At 65.9% G+C, this 17,866-nt stretch carries 14 protein-coding genes; 7 read left to right on the top strand and 7 right to left on the bottom strand.

The features are described 5' to 3' along the window. Positions 1-84: 84 nt before the first annotated feature. Positions 85-1,485 carry an RsmB/NOP family class I SAM-dependent RNA methyltransferase gene (locus AC1DKD_RS00890; protein WP_035867358.1) on the bottom strand — a complete coding sequence of 467 codons (1,401 nt, stop codon included), beginning with the start codon at positions 1,483-1,485 and terminating at the stop codon, positions 85-87. Then, positions 1,485-2,138: a phosphoribosylglycinamide formyltransferase gene (purN, locus tag AC1DKD_RS00885; protein ID WP_441626368.1), complete on the bottom strand. Its 654-nt coding sequence runs from the start codon at positions 2,136-2,138 to the stop codon at positions 1,485-1,487. Before purN ends, AC1DKD_RS00890 begins: the two co-directional genes overlap by 1 nt. Positions 2,139-2,379: 241 nt before the next feature. Between purN and AC1DKD_RS00880 the strand changes: the two genes are divergently transcribed. After that, a complete protein-coding gene (locus AC1DKD_RS00880; protein WP_441626366.1) occupies positions 2,380-3,039 on the top strand; it encodes a response regulator in 660 nt (219 codons plus the stop codon). Between the two features lie 82 nt (positions 3,040-3,121). Here AC1DKD_RS00880 and AC1DKD_RS00875 read toward each other — a convergent pair whose 3' ends face one another. Next, positions 3,122-4,951: a hybrid sensor histidine kinase/response regulator gene (locus tag AC1DKD_RS00875; RefSeq protein WP_477142831.1), complete on the bottom strand. Its 1,830-nt coding sequence runs from the start codon at positions 4,949-4,951 to the stop codon at positions 3,122-3,124. A 148-nt stretch (positions 4,952-5,099) separates the two neighbouring features. Here AC1DKD_RS00875 and AC1DKD_RS00870 point away from each other — a divergent pair, with 148 nt between their 5' ends. From AC1DKD_RS00870 to dut, 6 genes are all read left to right on the top strand, one after another. Beyond that, a complete protein-coding gene (locus tag AC1DKD_RS00870) occupies positions 5,100-6,107 on the top strand; it encodes a bifunctional riboflavin kinase/FAD synthetase (RefSeq protein ID WP_441626360.1) in 1,008 nt (335 codons plus the stop codon). A gap of 144 nt (positions 6,108-6,251) precedes the next feature. Then, positions 6,252-9,131 (top strand): isoleucine--tRNA ligase, encoded by a 2,880-nt coding sequence (ileS, locus tag AC1DKD_RS00865; protein ID WP_477142830.1) that lies wholly within the window; start codon positions 6,252-6,254, stop codon positions 9,129-9,131. After that, complete coding sequence (gene lspA, locus AC1DKD_RS00860) at positions 9,131-9,661, top strand: signal peptidase II (protein ID WP_035867371.1); 531 nt, start codon at positions 9,131-9,133, stop codon at positions 9,659-9,661. Before ileS ends, lspA begins: the two co-directional genes overlap by 1 nt. A 241-nt stretch (positions 9,662-9,902) precedes the next feature. Next, entirely contained in the window at positions 9,903-11,099 is a 1,197-nt protein-coding gene (gene coaBC, locus AC1DKD_RS00855) for a bifunctional phosphopantothenoylcysteine decarboxylase/phosphopantothenate--cysteine ligase CoaBC (protein ID WP_477142829.1), read from the top strand. 49 nt (positions 11,100-11,148) lie between these two features. Next, on the top strand, positions 11,149-12,171 hold the full coding sequence (locus AC1DKD_RS00850) for an LLM class flavin-dependent oxidoreductase (RefSeq protein WP_441626353.1): 1,023 nt from the start codon (positions 11,149-11,151) through the stop codon (positions 12,169-12,171). A 55-nt stretch (positions 12,172-12,226) separates the two neighbouring features. After that, positions 12,227-12,727, top strand: a complete 501-nt coding sequence (gene dut, locus AC1DKD_RS00845) for a dUTP diphosphatase (RefSeq protein WP_035867378.1) — start codon at positions 12,227-12,229, stop codon at positions 12,725-12,727. A 19-nt stretch (positions 12,728-12,746) separates the two neighbouring features. On the opposite strand, the gene AC1DKD_RS00840 is transcribed toward dut, so the two are convergent. The 4 genes from AC1DKD_RS00840 to clpS form a co-directional block, all read right to left on the bottom strand. Then, positions 12,747-13,589: a VOC family protein gene (locus tag AC1DKD_RS00840; protein ID WP_441626402.1), complete on the bottom strand. Its 843-nt coding sequence runs from the start codon at positions 13,587-13,589 to the stop codon at positions 12,747-12,749. Between the two features lie 27 nt (positions 13,590-13,616). Beyond that, positions 13,617-14,630 (bottom strand): Bug family tripartite tricarboxylate transporter substrate binding protein, encoded by a 1,014-nt coding sequence (locus AC1DKD_RS00835; protein WP_441626351.1) that lies wholly within the window; start codon positions 14,628-14,630, stop codon positions 13,617-13,619. Positions 14,631-14,781: 151 nt separating this feature from the next. Then, positions 14,782-17,076: an ATP-dependent Clp protease ATP-binding subunit ClpA gene (gene clpA / locus AC1DKD_RS00830; protein ID WP_477142828.1), complete on the bottom strand. Its 2,295-nt coding sequence runs from the start codon at positions 17,074-17,076 to the stop codon at positions 14,782-14,784. Then, positions 17,073-17,399: an ATP-dependent Clp protease adapter ClpS gene (gene clpS, locus AC1DKD_RS00825; RefSeq protein ID WP_006157525.1), complete on the bottom strand. Its 327-nt coding sequence runs from the start codon at positions 17,397-17,399 to the stop codon at positions 17,073-17,075. The genes clpA and clpS overlap by 4 nt, the downstream gene beginning before the upstream one ends. Positions 17,400-17,866: the final 467 nt, after the last annotated feature.

Here is a 17,866-nt window from a genome sequence, read left to right as displayed (position 1 = left end):
CGCGCCGGAAATGCAGCCGGGACCGGGCGGTCCTCGGCATTGGAGCCGCCAGTCCCAAGCCGGGCACTGGCGGCGGTTCAGACGTTAGCTGACGCGTTCCAGTACCGCGGCGAAGAAGCCATCGGTCTGGTGCAGATGCGGGTAAAGCGCCAGCATCTCGGCATCTTCCGGCAAACCGGGCACCGTGATCTTTTGCTCGGCCAGCACCTGTGCGGCAGGGACCAGGCGGAAGGCAGGATGCGCGGCCAGGAAACCGCGCACGATGCCTTCGTTCTCGGCTTCCAGCACGCTGCAGGTCGCATAAACCACCCGGCCGCCCACCTTGACCAGACGCGCCGCGGATTCGAGGATGGCCGCTTGCTTGGCAGTCAGTTCCAGCACCGATTGCGGCGATTGGCGCCATTTCAGGTCCGGGTTGCGCCGCAGCGTACCCAGGCCGCTGCAGGGCGCATCCACCAGCACGCGATCGATCTTGCCGGCCAGACGCTTGATCTTGGCGTCATGCTCGGAGTCGATCAGTACCGGATGCACGTTCGACAGTCCGCTGCGCGCCAGGCGCGGCTTGAGGTTGGCCAGGCGCTTCTCGGACACATCGAACGCATACAGGCGCCCGGTGGAGCGCATCTGCGCCCCCAGCGCCAGCGTCTTGCCACCGGCACCCGCGCAGAAATCCACCACCATTTCGCCGCGCTTGGGCGCAACCAGGTTGCATAGAAGCTGGCTGCCTTCGTCCTGCACTTCGACCAGGCCGTTGACGAACAGCGGCAACTGGTTGAGCGCCGGCTTGCCGGCCAGGCGGATGCCGGCGGGGGCCATCGGCGTCGGCTCGGCCTTCAGGCCAGCGGCGGTCAGCTCGGCCAGCGCGGCTTCCTGGGTGGTCTTGACCAGGTTGGCGCGCAGGTCCAGCGGCGCGGGCCGCAGCCACGCGTCGCCCAGTGCTTCGACAAAGGCTTCGTCGTGGCGGGCGGCCAGCTGGTCGAACAGCCACTCAGGCAGGTTGGCGCGCACGCGCGGCGCCAGGCTGGCACGCTCGATTGTCGTCAGGCGATCGAGCCATTCGCCCTCTTCCGGCAGCAGGAACGGCGTCAGCGCATCCCGGCCCAGCGTGGCGGCTAGGCCGAGCAGGGCCAGTCGGCGCTGCGAGGCGCCCGTGCCGCTGGCAGCGAACTGCGAAAACTCGACACGCCGGCGCAATACGGCAAATACGGCTTCGGCGATGATGCCGCGTTCGCGATGGCCAAGCTTGGGGTTTTCGCGGAAGTAGTAGCTCACCACCACGTCGGAGGGGCGCGTGAACATCAGCACCTTGCCCAGCAGGCGGTCGATGTGCTGGATATGAACGGCGTGCAGGCCGCCATGCGGCCCGCGGCCCTGCTGCGGAGCATGGCTGTCGCCCGCGTCGCGCGGCCGGGCGGCCTGGCGGATCGGGGTACCCTTGTGCTTGTTGCGAACGGGCTGGCGCGCCCCTGCGGTATTCCGGCTCATTACTGCACCTCCGTAGCGGCAGCAAAGGCCGTAAATAACTGGGATTCGGGTGGTTCGACCCGGACTGCGCCGGCATGCACGCGCAGCCGGTCTTCGACAAACCAGCGCACCGCGCGCGGGTAGATCACGTGTTCGCTTGGCAACAGGCGCGTGGCCAGGCTCTCGGGCGTATCGTCCGGCAGCACGTCGAGCGCGGCCTGGACGATGACGGGGCCGTGATCGAGTTCCGGCGTGACGAAATGCACGCTGGCCCCGTGGACCTTGACACCCGCCTCGATGGCCTGCCGGTGCGTATGCAGCCCCGGAAAGCATGGCAGCAGCGAGGGGTGGATATTCAGCATGCGCCCGGCGTACTTGTCGACAAAGCCCGGCGTCAGGATGCGCATGAAGCCGGCCAGCACCACCAGGTCCGGCGCGAATGCGTCGATGGCCGTGGCCAGCGCCACATCGAAAGTGGCGCGATCAGCATATTGCGTGTGGTCCACCACACCGGTGGCCACGCCGTGCTCAGCGGCAAATTTCAGGCCTTCGGCGTCCGGCCGGTTCGACAGGACCGCCGCTACGCGCGCTGGCCAGCCTTCGGCGGCGCAGGCGCTGACGATGGCTTCCATGTTGGAGCCTCGCCCGGAAATCAGGATAACGATATTTTTCATCGCGCAATTCTACCAAGCCAGGGGCCGTACACGGCTAAAGCGAGCGCATTAGGCGCTTAAAACACGTGAAACCCTCATCGCAGCGCCGTTTCGCATGACCTATACGCAACGTAGGTACCCCTCCGACGGATTGTGACGCCTCGCCCGCTCTGCTAGAGTGGCTGCTATCGTCCACGCGCAGACCGTTAGCTCGGCTTTAAGTGACAACAAGGACGAACTGGGAAATTAGACGGGAAATCGCATGCCGAACGCTGCACCGACCTTGTTGGTGGTCGATGATCATCCTATGGCCTTGTCCGGCACTACCGCCTTCCTGGCGGAGGTGATGCCGGATGTCGCCGTCCATGCCGCCGGTAGCGCCAAGGAGGCGCTCAGTGCCTTGCAGCAAGGGCTCAGGCCTGACATCGTGCTGCTGGATATCTGGCTGACCGACGGTACCGGCTTCGACGCCATGCAGGCGCTCAAGACGCTGGTCCCTTCCGCCCGCTTTATTTTCATGTCGGCCGAGGCCACGCCCGAGATCGTAGGCCGCGCGCGGGCGCTTGCCGCCTACGGGTTCGTCGGCAAGCATCTCGATGCCAACGCATTCACAGCCGCCGTGCGCAAGGTGCTGGCAGGCGACACATCCTTTCCCTCCGACGAAGCGCTCAACGGCCGTGCCCAGTCCTTCGGACCGGCGCACGGCATTCCGGTCACGCCGGCGGAACTGGGACTGACCCCGCGCCAGGGCTCGGTGCTGGCGCTGGTACTGGAAGGGCTGCCCAACAAGGTCATCGCTCGGCGTCTCGGCCTGACGGAGAACACCGTCAAGGAACATGTCTCGGCGATCCTGCAGCGCCTCGGCGTACGCACCCGGATGCAGGTCATGTCGCGCATGGAGCGCTTCCGCCTGCGCCAGTAGCAGGCACCGCCGGCGCCAGCCGCCAATTGAAGACTCCGCAATGGGCCGGCGCGTTTGCGCCGGCCCATTTCGATTGTGCCTGTCAGGCCGCGTGCAGCCAGCGCCTGAGCAGCAGCCGCAACGCCGCCGGGTCGACGGGCTTGGGCAACACAAAGTAGCCAGCCTCCTCGGCTGCCGCCAGCGCGGCGGATTTCAGGTCGCCCGACAATAGGGCGCTACGTGCCTGCGGCTGTGTGTTCTGCCAGCGCTCCAGCAAGTCCAGGCCGTTCTCGCTGCCGGGCAGGCGCAAGTCGCAGAAGATGATGTCCGGCTTGAGCCCCTGGTGAAACAGCCGGTCCGCATCCGCGCCATGCGCCGCGCAGGCAACCTGGATGCCCCAGGCTTCCATCAGTGCAATCCACGCCTTGCGGATCTGGGTGTCGTCGTCGACCACCAGCACAGTGCCGCGCAAGTGATCGGGCTTGGCATCCTCGGCCAGCGCCGTAGCCCGCACGGCACGGATGGTGGCCACGGTCTCGGCCGGGACCGGCGCCAGCGAGAACCAGAATACCGAACCCCGTCCAGGCACCGAGCGCACGCCGTAGGTGCCGCGCATCAGGCGCACGCATTCCTTGAAAATCGCCAGCCCGAGTCCCAGGCCCTGGGACGGATCGCGCTGCGGGTTATGCACCTGGTAGTACGGGGAGAAGATGTCCGGCAGGTGCTCGGGCGTGATCCCGGCCCCGGTGTCCCAGACTTCCACGCGGATATGCTTGCGGCGCTCCCGCGCCGTTACCAGGACGCCGCCGCGCCRCGTATAACGCAGGGCGTTCTGCACGAGATTGAACAAGGCGCGGCGCAACAGCACCGGCTCGGCCATCGCGTACAACTCTTCGGGCACGCGCGGGGTCAGGGTCAGGCCGCTCTCTCGCGCGTCGGCGGCGAACTGGCTCATCACTTCGCTGATCAGGTGACTGAGTTCGCACGGCTCCAGCGTCGGCAGCACCTTGCGCCCTTCGAGCTTGGACAGGTCCAGCAGCGAGCGGAACAGCAGGTCGATGGTCTGGGTGCCGGCGGCCACCTGCTCGACCAGCGGATGGAGCGAGGAGGACTTGTTGCGGGCGCGCAGCGCCTCCACCAGCATCACCAGCGCGTGCACTGGCTGGCGCAGGTCGTGGCTGGCGGCGGCCAGGAAGCGCGATTTCTCCTCGCTGGCATGCAGCGCCCTCTCCTTTTCTTCCTGGAACTGCTTGGCCAGCCGCCGGCTCTCGCTTTCCAGCTGGATGGCCCGCACCAGCGTGCGCTGCAGGTTCAGGGCGTGGCGCGTAAGCATGATGGCGTAGACCACCAGCAGCAATTGCACGTAGGTGCCATGACCGGGAAATGCGTACTCGGCCAGCAGGATATTGGGCACCAGGATCGGTACGCCGGCATAGACCAGGTTGGACGGAACCGGAGACTGCGCGGTGACGCCGCCCGCCAGCACCCCGAGCGCCAGCAGGTACAGCACGCTGGAGAACACCGTGGAGCCGGAATACAGATGCAGCAGCGCCGAGCTGCCCCAGGTCAGCCCGGTCAGGAAGGCCATCGCGCGCATATTGGCCCACCATTTGCGCGTGTGCGCCGAGCGGCTCATGGTGGTGCCATCGCGCAGATAGCCAAAATAGAACCAGCTGGTGGCGGCGGTCAGCACCAGCATGACGCCGCACCAGCCGATCAGGGCGCTGTGGTCGGCGGCAGACCAGAAGGCGATCGCGGTCAGCGCCGGGAGCACCAGCGAGGCAACGATGGCGGTAGGGGAGACGCGATGGATGGTCGCCAGCAGCTTGGCCCGCGTTTCGGTATCGAGCGGAGGCCCTGGCGGCGGCAGGATTCGGTTAAGCAGCGCGTTCAAGGGAGGGCTGGGGGCAGCGAGTGCGATCCGCCGTATCATGCCGTCTTTTGTGGCATGGCGCCACGCCAAAGGGTCTATCCGTGCACAAAAACGCCAACCTCGGCGCCCACCGTGGTGCGGCCAGGCCAAACTTGTCCCCCATTCGCCTTATAATGCTCGCTTTACCCAAACGCTTGCTGCCGTCCTCGTGAAAGTCTTCCGTGGCCTGCCCAATGCCGAGAGCCGGGCGCCCTGCGCCCTCACCATCGGCAATTTCGACGGTGTGCACCGCGGCCACCAGTCGCTGCTTGCGCGCGCGCGCGCGGCGGCGGACGCACGCGGCCTGCCGCTGTGTGTGATGACGTTCGAGCCGCATCCGCGTGAATTCTTCACGCCTGACCAGGCCCCCACGCGCATTGCGCTGCTGCGCGACAAGCTCGAAAGCCTGCGCCGCAACGGCGTCGATCGCGTGGTCGTCGAGCATTTCAACGCGCATTTCGCCGCGCAATCTCCCCAGGCGTTCGTCGAGAACGTGCTCTGGCACGGCCTGCACACGCGCTGGCTGCTGGTCGGCGACGACTTCCGCTTCGGCGCCAGGCGCGCGGGCGATTTTGCCTACCTGCAGCAGGCCGGGCGCCAGTTCGGCTTCGACGTCGAGCAGATGGGCTCGGTGTCCGAAGGCGGCGTGCGCATCTCGAGCTCCGCGGTACGGCAGGCACTGACCGAGGGCGACCTCGAACACGCGCGCCGTCTGCTCGGCCACGGCTATGCCATCAGCGGCCATGTGGTCCATGGCCGCAAGCTCGGGCGCGACCTGGGCTTTCCCACCATCAACCTGCGCATCTCGCACAAGCGGCCGGCTGTCAACGGCATCTTCGTGGTACAGGTGCACGGGCTGGCCGAGCACGCGTTGCCGGGCGTGGCCAGCATCGGCGTGCGGCCGACCATCGAGGATGCCGGCCGGGTGCTGCTGGAAGTCCACCTGTTCGACTTCAATCAAAGCATCTACGGCAAGCTGGTGCGGGTCGAATTCATGAAAAAGCTCCGCGATGAAGCCCGCTTCGACAGCCTGGATGAACTGACCGCGGCCATTGCCAAGGACAGCGCGGACGCCCGCGCCTTCTTCGGCCTGACCGTGCCGGGCTCGCCCGAGGGCACGCCCCCGGCAGCGGGCGGCCGCGACTTCGCCACCTCCGCCACCGACCGAATTAGCTAGCGCCCCGTTCCCGCGAGGCGGGACCCGGGTCGCTACCCCACCCGAACCAGCCCGCGGCTCCGCCGCAGCCCGTCCACGCCATACCGCGCGCCGCGCCCAGCCGAGCTAGTGCCGCGCGCCAACCGAATTGCCCCGAGAATCGACATGTCCAACGACAAACGCGCCAAGCCCGAAAAAAGCAAGTATCCGGTCAACCTGCTGGAWACTCCCTTCCCGATGCGYGGCGACCTGCCCAAGCGCGAGCCGCWRTGGGTSAAGCARTGGCAGGACAAGCAGCTCTACAAGAAGATCCGGGCAGCTCGCAAGGGCGCCAAGAAATTCATCCTCCATGACGGCCCCCCGTACGCCAACGGCGACATCCATATCGGGCACGCGGTCAACAAGATCCTCAAGGACATGATCGTCAAGGCGCGCGGCCTGAGCGGCCTGGACGCCGTCTATGTGCCGGGCTGGGACTGCCATGGCATGCCGATCGAGATCCAGATCGAAAAGCAGTTCGGCAAAGGCCTGCCGGTGCAGGAGGTGCAATCGCGCGCCCGCGCCTACGCCACCGAACAGATCGCCCGCCAGAAGCTGGACTTCGAGCGCCTGGGCGTGCTGGGCGACTGGGAACATCCCTACATGACCATGAACTACAGCAACGAAGCCGACGAGCTGCGCGCGCTGGGCAAGATCATGGAGAAGGGCTATGTATTCCGCGGCCTGAAGCCGGTGAACTGGTGCTTCGACTGCGGCTCGGCGCTGGCCGAGGCCGAGGTCGAGTACAAGGACAAGACCGATCTCTCCATCGACGTGGGCTTCCCCTTCGCCGATACCGACAAGCTGGCTCACGCCTTCAAGGTGCCGCTGGAGCAGCTCGCGGCCAAACCCGGCTGGATCGTGATCTGGACCACCACGCCGTGGACCATCCCGTCCAACCAGGCGCTGAATGTGCACCCGGAAGTCGAATACGCGCTGGTCGACACCGCGCGCGGCTTCCTGCTGCTGGCCACCGAGCGCGTCGAGGAACAGCTCAAGGTCTACGAACTGGAAGGCAAGGTGCTGGCCACCACGACCGGCGCGGCGCTGTCGGAGATCCGCTTCCACCACCCGCTGTCCAAGATGGACGCGGGCTATGACCGCCTGTCGCCGGTCTACCTGGGCGACTACGTCACCACCGATACCGGCACCGGCATCGTGCACTCGGCGCCGGCCTATGGCGTGGAGGATTTCCAATCGTGCAAGGCGCACGGCATGCGCGACCACGACATCATCAGCCCGGTGATGGGCGATGGCGTCTATGCCAGCACGCTGCCGCTGTTCGGCGGCCAGAAGATCTGGGACGCCAATCCCAAGATCGTCGAAGTGCTGAAGGCATCGGGCAACCTGTTCAACTCGCACAAGTACACCCACAGCTATATGCACTGCTGGCGTCACAAGACGCCGATCATCTACCGCGCCACCTCGCAATGGTTCGCGGGCATGGACGTTGACCCTGTCGACAACGGCGCCACCTTGCGCGAAACCGCGCTGGCCGGCATCGAGGCGACGGAGTTCTACCCGGCCTGGGGCAAGCAGCGCCTGCATAACATGATCGCCAACCGGCCCGACTGGACCTTGTCGCGCCAGCGCCAGTGGGGCGTGCCGATGGCCTTCTTCCTGCACAAGGAAACCGGCGCGCTGCACCCGCGCACGCCGGAGCTGCTTGAGGAAATCGCCAGGCGCGTGGAACTGCACGGCATCGAAGCCTGGCAGGCGCTCGATCCCAAGGAACTGCTCGGCGAGGAAGCCGCGCTGTATGAAAAGAACCGCGACACGCTCGACGTCTGGTTCGACTCCGGCACCACGCACTGGAGCGTGATCCGCGGCTCGCACCGTGAAGACCTGTACGACCCGTCGGCCGACCTGCCCGACGGCCGCCTGGCAGATCTGTACTTGGAAGGCTCGGACCAGCACCGCGGCTGGTTCCATTCGTCGCTGCTGACCGCTTCGATGCTGTACGGCAAGCCGCCCTACAAGGCGCTGCTGACGCACGGCTTCACGGTGGACGGCGAAGGCCGCAAGATGTCCAAGTCGGTCGGCAATACCGTGTCGCCGCAGGACGTGTCGAACAAGATGGGCGCCGAGATCATCCGCCTGTGGGTGGCCTCGACCGACTATTCGGGCGAGCTGTCGATCTCCGACGAAATCCTGAAGCGCGTGGTGGAAGGCTATCGCCGCATCCGCAATACGCTGCGCTTCCTGCTGGCCAACCTGGCCGACTACGATCACGCGCAGCACGCGCTGCCGGCATCGGAATGGCTGGAGATCGACCGCTATGCGGTCGCGCTGACGGGGCGCCTGCAAAAGGAAGTCCTGTCGCACTACGACGGCTACGAGTTCCACCCTGTGGTCGCCAAGCTGCAGACGTTCTGCTCGGAAGACCTCGGCGGCTTCTACCTCGACGTGCTGAAGGACCGGCTCTACACGACCGCGCCCAACGCCAAGGAGCGCCGCGCCGCGCAGAATGCCGTGTACCACATCACCCAGGCCATGCTGCACTGGATGGCGCCGTTCCTGTCCTTTACCGCCGAAGAAGCGTGGCAGATCTTCGGCCATGGCACCGGGCACACCGACACCATCTTCACCAGCACCTACTACGACGTGCCGGAGATCGACCAGGCCGACGACCTGCTGCAGAAGTGGCACGTGATCCGCGAAGCCCGCGCCGAAGTCACCAAGCAACTGGAAGCGGTGCGCGTTGACGGCGAGATCGGCTCCTCGCTCCAGGCCGAAGTCACCATCCAGGCCGGCGGCCCGGTGCTGGCCGCGCTGCAGAGCCTGGAGGACGACCTGCGCTTCGTGCTGCTGACCTCCGCCGCCAAGGTAGCGCCGGCGCCGGAAGGCGGCGACCTGCTGGTCACGGTGACGCCGTCGGTGCACGCCAAGTGCGAGCGCTGCTGGCACTACCGTGCCGATGTTGGCCGCGATCCGGCCCACCCCACCCTCTGCGGCCGCTGCGACAGCAACCTGTTCGGCGCCGGTGAACACAGGAGCCATGCCTGATGGCCACCACCACCACGCGCTCCGCGCGCGGCACCAAGCGCGCCAGCAGCAAGGGCAGCAACACCACCCCGCTGCTGTGGATGGCGTTCGCCCTGCTGGTGATCGTGCTGGACCAGTTCTTCAAGATCGTAATCGTCAGGACCTTCGCCTACGGCGAATCGCGCCCCGTGACCAGCTTCTTCAACCTGGTGCTGGTCTATAACAAGGGCGCCGCCTTCAGCTTCCTGGCCGACGCCGGCGGCTGGCAACGCTGGTTCTTTACCGGCCTGGGCGTGGTGGTGGGCCTGTTCATCATCTGGATGCTGTACCGCCATACCGGGCAGCGTTTGTTCTGCTTCGCCATCTCGCTGATCCTCGGCGGCGCCATTGGCAATGTGCTGGACCGGGTGGTGTACGGCCATGTCGTCGACTTCCTCGACTTCCACATGCGCAACTACCACTGGCCCGCGTTCAACGTGGCCGACTGCGCCATCACAGTGGGTGCGGTGCTGCTGATCGTGGACGAGTTGCGGCGGGTCCGGAAGCACTGAAGCAGCAGTCACCTGCACCGCGCTCCTGGGTGCAAAACGTTCCAACTGCGCCCGCGTCATGCGGGCGTTTTCCATGGTGCCGCCGAATTCGCATGATGGCGACGCGCGAGGCACGGCGGCAGCGCCGCCAACGCGCGCGCGGGCAAGCCGGTATTATTGACGTTTCTCCGGCGCGGGGGGTAGCAAACGCTGCCAGCTGCCGCGGCACCCGGACCACAACCCTCAAGCGAAGAGCACATCCATGGATCTGCGAGGCAAGCATCTCGTCCTTGGCCTGACCGGCGGCATCGCCTGCTATAAATCGGCCGAACTGGTCCGCCTGCTGACCAAGGCCGGCGCGACCGTGCAAGTGGTCATGACCGAGGGCGCCACCCAGTTCATCACGCCTGTGACCATGCAGGCACTCTCCGGGCGGCCTGTCTTCACCTCCCAATGGGATGCGCGCGTGGGCAACAATATGGCCCACATCGATCTCTCCCGCGAAGCCGATGCCATCGTGGTTGCGCCCACCTCCACCGATTTCCTGGCGAAGCTGGCGCACGGCCTGTGCGATGACCTGCTGACCACCCTGTGCATGGCCCGCGACTGTCCGCTGCTGGTGGCTCCCGCCATGAACCTGCAGATGTGGTCGGCCCCCGCCACCCAGCGCAACGCCGCGCAACTGCGCGCGGATGGCGTAACGGTACTGGGCCCTGGCAGCGGCGACCAGGCTTGCGGCGAAGTCGGCGATGGCCGCATGCTGGAGCCGGCGGAACTGCTCGACGACATCATTGCGTTCTTCCAGCCCAAGCCGCTGGCCGGGCGCCGTGTGGTGATCACGGCAGGCCCCACCTTCGAAGCCATCGACCCGGTGCGTGGCATCACCAACCGTTCCTCGGGCAAGATGGGTTTTGCCATCGCGCGCGCGGCCCGCGAGGCCGGCGCCGACGTGATCCTGGTGGCCGGCCCGACGGCCCAGCCCACGCCGCGCGGGGTTGCCCGCACCAATGTGGAGAGCGCGCAGCAGATGCATGACGCGGTGCTGGCGGCCTTGCCCGGCGCCGACGTGTTTGTTGCGGTCGCCGCGGTAGCGGACTGGCGCCCGGCCGAAGTCGCCGGCCAGAAATTGAAGAAGGCCAACGACAGCGACACACCGACGCTGCGCTTTGTGCAGAACCCCGACATCCTCGCCACCGTGGCGGCGCGGCCCGATGCGCCCTACTGCGTGGGCTTTGCCGCCGAGAGCGAAAAGCTCGAGCAATACGGCGAACAGAAGCGCCAGCGCAAGAACGTGCCCTTGCTGGTGGGCAATATCGGCCATCACACCTTCGGCATGGACGACAACGAGATCGTGCTGTTCGATGCCCAAGGCATGACCCGCCTGCCGCGCRCCGACAAGCTGACGCTGGCGCGCGACCTGGTAGCGGCTATCGCCCGGCGCTTGCCCGCACCCCGTTGAGCCCGCGCTTGCTCCGCCTCCGAACGCCACCCCGCCCGAACCCCTGAACATGTCCGCAAGCAAACCCAAACTGCGCCTCTCCGTGCTCGACCAGAGCCCGGTCATTGCCGGTCATACCGCGCGCGACGCCCTGGCCGCCACCGTGGAGCTGGCTCAGGCCGCCGATGCGCTGGGCTACACCCGCTATTGGTGTGCCGAGCATCACGGCCTGCGCGGTGTGTGCAACCCGGCGCCGGAAGTCATGCTGGCGCGCCTGGGCAGCGTCACGCAGCGTATCCGCCTCGGCTCGGGCGGCGTGATGCTGCCCTATTACAGCCCCTTCAAGGTAGCGGAGCAGTTCCGCATGCTGGAGGGCTTGTTCCCGGGCCGCATCGATCTTGGCGTGGGACGCGCGCCGGGCGGCGACATGCGTACCGCGCAGGCGGTGGCGATGGGCCAGTACAACCGCGGCGACCAGTTCGCCGAGCAGGTACAGGACCTATCCTGGCTCTTCCGTGGCGAGGTGCCGCCGGGCCATATCGCCGAAGGCGTGGTGCTGCAGCCCGAGATCGATACCCGGCCCGAGCTGTGGGTGCTGGGCTCCAGCGACTACGGCGGCGCCCTGGCGGCACGCCTGGGGCTGCGCTTTGCATTTGCCCACTTTATCAATCCGCATGTCGGCCATGCCGTCGCTCAGCAGTACCGCCGCAATTTCGAGGCGGGCTACGACGAGCGGCCCTACAGCGCGGCGGCCATCTTCGTGATCTGCGCGGACAGCGAGGCCGAAGCGGCGGAACTGGAGCGCGCCGTGGACCTGCGCCGGCTGCAGATGGCCTACGGCGTCAACGCCCCGATCCCCTCGCTGGCGCAGGCCGCCCAGCACGAGCCCACCGAACGCGATCGCCTGATCGTGGAACGCGAGCGCCCGCGCACCATTTGCGGCACTCCGGAGCAGGTCGCGCAGCGCATGYTGGACCTGCGCGAGCGCTTCCTCGCCGATGAACTGGTCGTGCTGAGCGTGACCGCCAGCTATGCCGCGCGGCTGCGCACCTACGAGCTGCTGGCACAGGCGTTTGACCTGTCGGGCGGCTGAGCTCGGCTATCATCTCGGGTTGCCAACGTTTTTTGTTTTCCGGGACTGACCAGCCATGACCATCGAAGCCAACCCCACCGTCGAAATCAAGGTGCTCGACGCACGCCTGCACGAATGGGGCCTGCCGGCTTACCAGAGCGATATGGCGGCAGCGATCGACCTGCACGCCTGCCTGGACGCGGCACTCGTCATCGAACCCGGCACGCCGGCCCAACTGGTGCCGGCCGGCATCGCCGTGCACATGGCCAATCCCTATATGGCGGCCACCATCGCCCCGCGCTCGGGTCTCGGCCACAAGAAAGGGCTGGTGCTGGGCAACTCGATCGGTGTGATCGACGCCGACTACCAGGGCCCGATCATGGTGAGCGTGTGGAACCGCAACGCGCCCGGCACCGAGCCGATCGTGATCCAGCCGGGCGAGCGTATCGCGCAGATGATGTTTGTACCGGTGCTGCGGCCCGTATTCAAGACCGTGGAAGACTTTTCGGAAGACACCGTGCGCGGCGCGGGCGGTTTTGGCTCCACCGGCGTCCACCACGCCAAGAACGGCGCCTGAGCCAGGTCAGGGGGCGCGCTCAGCGCGCCTGTTCGAACAGCAGCGCCACGCCGCCGGCAACGGAGGCGGGGATAAGGCTTTCGTCGGGACCAAGATCGAGCGCGCCCACACGCGCGGCGCGCCAGCCCTGACGGGCCGCGGCCAGATCGCTGGTACGCAGCCGGATGGCTGCATAACCAGGCACGGCACGGCGCACGTGTTCGGTGCCGGTGGCGGCGGCCAGCGCCTGTGGCGTGGTCACCACCAGCGTGGCGCCATCCAGCGCCAGGCTGCAGATGTGATCGCTCAACTGCGTCATCTCGCCGCCGGTGAGTTCGGCATAAGCGCGGCCAGCCGCCTCGACCAGGCACGGCGCCACCACCAGGAACATCGCGGCGATGCCGGTCGCGCCGTTGGCATGCGTGGTCCACTCTGGCCGCCACAGCAGCTCCGGCGTACGGTGCTCGCAGATAAAAAAGCGCGCGCCGGGCGCATCGTCGATCGCCGCGACACGGAAGGTGGCGGGCTGCTCGGTGCCATCGTCCAGCCGCACCGGCCGCGAGAACTCGATCGGGTCCGATGTGTGCCAGCCATCGGCGCGCAACTGCGCCGCGGCGGTGAAGGTATCGCTGCTCTTGCAGGACAGCGCGGCGCAGCCGCCTCCGGCTTCCTGCGCATCCCAGTAATACTGCCGCGTCGGGCTGGGTGCGGTGACGTGCAGCAACTCGAGATAGTCGCGCGCCAGCATCACGCAATGGTTCTGCGAGCCGAGCGTGTGATAACCGCGGGGGGTCAGCGTGAAGCCAAACCCGCGCCAGGCTTGCGCCGAAGCGTCAAGGTCGGGACACACCATCACGGCGTGGTCTAGCAGTTCCATCGTCATCGCTACCTCTACCTCTCGCTTCACACTTCAATCGAACTGGATATTGGCCTTGCGCGCCACCGCCTGCCATTTATCGTGCTCGTGCCGTACCAGGCTGGCCAGCTCGGCAGGCGAGCCGCCCACGATCTCGAATCCCTGCATGGCCAGCGCATCGACCACGCGCTGCTGCCGCAAGGATCGGACCAAGGCATCGTGCAAGCGCGCCACGGTCGGCTCCGGCAACCCGGCCGGGCCAAACACCCCGATCCAGGAATAGGCCTCGAAGCCCCGATATCCCTGCTCGGCCACGGTGAGCAACTGCGGGAACTGGCGCAGGCGGGTAGTACCGGTCACGCCAAGCAGCTTGACCGTCTTGGCTGCCACATGCGCCTGTACCGCCGCATAGCTGGAGAAAAATACGTCGACTTCATTCGATAGCACGGCCTGCACCGCCGGGCCGCCACCTTTGTATGGAACATGGAGAAAGCGCACGCCGGCCTCGGTCGCCAGCGCCTCGGCGGCAAGCTGGTTCAGGCTGCCGATGCCGGACGAAGCGTAGTGAATGCTCTCCGGCTTCTGCCGCGCCATGGCGACCAGTTCCTTCACATTGGAAGCTGGCAACGAGGGGTTGGCCGCGATCACCAGCGGAAAGCGGACCAGTTGCGTGATCGGCGTGAAGTCGCGGAAGGTGTCGTACGGCAGGTTTTTGTAGGCAAACGGGTTGATGGCGTGCGTGTCGAACGCCATCAACAAGGTGCTGCCGTCCGGCCGGGCACGCGCCACCGTACTCGACGCGATCAGGCCTCCCGCGCCGGGCTTGTTGTCGATCACCACCGTCTGGCCGAGCCCGCTCTTGAGGCCGGGCTGCAACTGGCGCGCCACGATATCGACGCTGCCCCCTGGCGGGAACGGCAGCACCATGGCAATGGGGCGACTGGAACCGGCGGCAGTGGCATCGCCACCCAGGGCAGCCATGCCGGGCACGGGAATCAGGGGCATCGCGCCAAGCGGCAACGATTTGAGCAGCAGGCGGCGCAGCCGCGAGCATTCGGATCGGGACATCGGGTACTCAGGCGAATGGCGGGAACACAGCTGCGGCGGCAACCGCACCCGGCCAAAACAAAAAGGGCGGCATCGCTGCCGCCCTGTATTTTGCCCGAGGATAGCACGAATTGCAGGCAAGGTCCGCTCTGCCCACCCTCCGCACTTCGTCCTAGACTTCCGCCTTCTCGTTTTCCGGCGATTCCGGCGGTTCCGCGGCAGCCTCGGCAAAGTCCAGCTTGATCTGGTCCTGCTCGTCGAGATCCACTACCACCCTGCCACCGGATACCAGCTTGCCGAACAGCAGTTCGTCGGCCAGCGCCTTGCGGATCAGGTCCTGGATCAGGCGTTGCATCGGCCGCGCGCCCATCAGCGGGTCGAAGCCCTTCTTGGCCAGGAACTTGCGCAGATGCTCGCTGAAGCTGGCTTCCACCTTCTTCTCGTGGAGCTGCTCCTCGAGTTGCATCAGGAACTTGTCGACCACGCGCAGGATGATTTCCTCATCGAGCGAACGGAAGCTGATCATCGCATCGAGCCGGTTACGGAACTCCGGCGTGAACATCCGCTTGATGTCAGCCATCTCGTCGCCCTGCTCGCGCGAGGACGTGAAGCCGATGGTGGCGCGGTTCATGGTTTCCGCTCCCGCATTGGTGGTCATGATGATGATCACGTTGCGGAAGTCAGCGCGGCGGCCGTTGTTATCGGTCAGCGCGCCATGGTCCATCACCTGCAGCAGGATATTGAAGATATCCGGATGCGCTTTCTCGATTTCGTCCAGCAGCAGCACACAGTGCGGCTTCTTGGTAACGGCCTCGGTCAGCAGGCCGCCCTGGTCGAAGCCGACATATCCCGGCGGCGCGCCGATCAGCCGGCTCACCGCATGGCGCTCCATGTATTCGGACATGTCGAAGCGCAGCAATTCGATGCCCATGATGAAGGCAAGCTGCTTGGCGACTTCAGTCTTGCCCACCCCGGTCGGACCGGAGAACAGGAAAGAGCCGATTGGCTTGTCGGTCTTGCCCAGGCCGGCGCGCGACATCTTGATGGCCGAAGCCAGCGCCTCGATGGCCGGGTCCTGGCCGAACACCACGGACTTCAGGTCGCGGTCCAGGGTCTGCAGCTTGCTGCGGTCGTCCTGGTTGACGCTCTGCGGCGGGATGCGTGCGATGCGCGAGACGATATCCTCTATCTCGCCCTTGCCGATGGTCTTCTTCTGCTTGGACTTGGGCAGGATGCGCTGGGCGGCGCCAGCCTCGTCGATGACATCGATGGCCTTGTCCGGCAGGTGGCGGTCGGTGATGAAGCGCGCCGACAGTTCGGCTGCCGCGGTCAGGGCCGCCGCCGCGTACTTGACGCCATGGTGCTCCTCGAAGCGCGACTTCAGGCCGCGCAGAATCTGCACGGTCTGGTCGACCGACGGCTCCACCACGTCGATCTTCTGGAAACGGCGCGACAGGGCCGCGTCTTTTTCGAAGATGCCGCGATATTCGGTGAAGGTGGTGGCGCCGATGCACTTGAGCTGGCCCGACGACAGTGCCGGCTTGAGCAGGTTGCTGGCGTCCAGCGTTCCGCCCGAAGCGGCGCCCGCGCCGATCAGCGTGTGGATCTCGTCGATAAACAGGATCGCGTTCGGATTGTCCTTGAGCGATTTGAGCACGCCCTTCAGGCGTTGCTCGAAATCGCCCCGGTACTTGGTGCCGGCCAGCAGGGCACCCATGTCGAGCGAGTACACGACCGCCTTTTCCAGGATGTCGGGCACTTCGTTCTTGGTGATGCGCCAGGCCAGCCCTTCCGCGATCGCGGTCTTGCCGACTCCAGCCTCGCCCACCAGCAACGGRTTGTTCTTGCGCCGGCGGCACAGCACCTGGACCACSCGCTCSACYTCGSWMTCSCGGCCGATCAGYGGATCGATCTTGCCGGCCTTGGCCAGSGYGTTCAGGTTCTGGGTGWACTGCTCSAGCGGGCTTTCCTTGCCATCGCCGCCTTCACCCTCGGCCGTGCCGTCGCCATGCTTGGCGGGCTCGGCCTGGTCCTTGCGGATGCCGTGGCTGATGAAATTGACCACATCCAGCCGGGTCACGCCCTGCTGCTGGAGGTAGTACACCGCGTGTGAGTCCTTCTCGCCAAAGATCGCCACCAGGACATTCGCCCCGGTCACTTCCTTCTTGCCGTTGGAAGTGGACTGGACATGCATGATGGCGCGCTGGATGACGCGCTGGAAGCCCAGCGTAGGCTGGGTATCCACCTCGTCGGTGCCAGGCACCACGGGCGTGTTGTCCGCGATGAAGTTCTTCAGACTGGTGCGCAAATCCTCAATATTGGCTGCGCAGGCGCGCAAGACTTCCGCTGCCGTGGGGTTGTCAAGCAACGCCAGCAGCAGGTGCTCCACGGTAATGAACTCGTGGCGTGCCTGCCGGGCTTCAACAAACGCCATGTGCAGGCTGACTTCCAATTCTTGCGCAATCATGCTTCCTCCATCACGCATTGCAACGGATGACCCGCCTGCCGTGCGTGGGTTGACACCAGCTCGACCTTCGTCGCCGCGATATCCCTGGTATAGATACCGCAGACTCCCTTACCTTCCCGGTGGACGGTGAGCATGATCTGCGTCGCCGTCTCCCGGTCCCTGCTGAAATACTGCTGCAGGATCATCACGACGAACTCCATCGGGGTGAAGTCGTCATTCAGCAGCAACACCTTGTACATGGCGGGCGGTTTGAGCGCCTGCTCTTTCCGCTCCAGTACGGTGCCTGCTTCGCGTTGTGGGACATTTGCCAGCCGTGTAGCCATGGCTTTATTCTAACCCTTACGCACAACTCTGCAATTTGGGGAAAAGACGCCGGATTCAAGAGGCCGATGCAGCGGCCATCCAAATTCCGGAGATGCCGAAGGCATCCGGGTTCACCTCTTGGGCTGGACGCAGTTGCTGTGCAGCCCTCCCCTCCAAAATACCATCTACAGCCGTTCCTTTCCCGCCACACCCTACCGGGAGTGGGGAATCTGCCAACTTGACAGTGCGCAGGTTTGACAGAAGAATCGTTCGCACATTCACGTCTGGTTACGCGAGCCAAAGCAATAAGCCGGACCTGGGTGATCCGTGAGCAGGGAGGCCCACGAATCCGGCGGCGGCGAGTCAGCACATGAAACTGGCCGCTACGCGGTGTCCGCAAAGTCGTGTCATCGTACCTGGCCCGGTTCCACCGGACTGGGGCGCATGGCCAGGCACGCCGGGCACCCGGCTGGCCGCGGCGCTTTCC

This window comes from Cupriavidus sp. 05T313, from assembly GCF_056396665.1.
The sequence above is the reverse complement of the archived record's forward strand: the minus strand, read 5'-3'. Positions and strand labels throughout refer to the sequence as shown.

Bases quoted from the DNA above. Each gene is read 5' to 3' on its own strand.
- dut (WP_035867378.1), top strand. From the start codon at position 12,227: ATGACCATCGAAGCCAACCCCACCGTCGAAATCAAGGTGCTCGACGCA.
- AC1DKD_RS00890 (WP_035867358.1), bottom strand. From the start codon at position 1,485: ATGAGCCGGAATACCGCAGGGGCGCGCCAGCCCGTTCGCAACAAGCAC.
- AC1DKD_RS00840 (WP_441626402.1), bottom strand. From the start codon at position 13,589: ATGACGATGGAACTGCTAGACCACGCCGTGATGGTGTGTCCCGACCTT.
- purN (WP_441626368.1), bottom strand. From the start codon at position 2,138: ATGAAAAATATCGTTATCCTGATTTCCGGGCGAGGCTCCAACATGGAA.
- lspA (WP_035867371.1), top strand. From the start codon at position 9,131: ATGGCCACCACCACCACGCGCTCCGCGCGCGGCACCAAGCGCGCCAGC.
- AC1DKD_RS00835 (WP_441626351.1), bottom strand. From the start codon at position 14,630: ATGTCCCGATCCGAATGCTCGCGGCTGCGCCGCCTGCTGCTCAAATCG.
- clpS (WP_006157525.1), bottom strand. From the start codon at position 17,399: ATGGCTACACGGCTGGCAAATGTCCCACAACGCGAAGCAGGCACCGTA.
- AC1DKD_RS00880 (WP_441626366.1), top strand. From the start codon at position 2,380: ATGCCGAACGCTGCACCGACCTTGTTGGTGGTCGATGATCATCCTATG.